Raw genomic sequence first — 508 nt, 5'->3', positions numbered from 1 at the left:
ATGAGTTCGGTATTTTTTATGGCTTCGAGACCATTACGCTGGCACCAATCGCCACGAACACGCTTGATGTCTCTTTGCTAAGCCATGATGAAATTAACTGGCTAAATCAATACCATTCTCGCGTCTACCAAGCACTCAGCCCCTCTCTTGATGAGCACGACAAAGCTTGGCTTCAGCGAGCAACTCAGTTTGTAGAGCTTTGGTCAAACTGCCCAATCTCCCGATTTCATTTTCATTTCAAACTCCCTGTTTGATTGCCAGCCTTCGGGTTGGCTTTTTTATCCGCCTATGTGCGCACCTCTTCTTGTTACTGAAAGCTTTGCTTTGCACAAATAAATGCCAATGATTAACGCTCATTAGTCGTCACAGAAAACACTAAATACGCTCCGCCGATGACCAGACACAAAAACGCCCTGCCAATATGACAGGGCGTTTATTTGTGTCAAAATGCGCGTTACTCTCGGCAAGCTTCCGTGTCAAAATCTACAACAATCGCGGCATTTTCAAA

The 508-nt window shown here is 45.1% G+C and carries 1 protein-coding gene; it reads left to right on the top strand.

The genetic code is table 11. The annotated features are described in order from the left end of the window. Window positions 1-254 (top strand): M24 family metallopeptidase C-terminal domain-containing protein (locus tag R7P74_RS29695; RefSeq protein ID WP_318124338.1); only part of this gene is annotated, 254 nt, incomplete at its 5' end. Window positions 255-508: the final 254 nt, after the last annotated feature.

The organism is Vibrio sp. 2033 (genome assembly GCF_033339735.1).
Note: the sequence above shows the minus strand (reverse complement) of the source record. Positions and strands in the feature narration are given on the sequence as shown.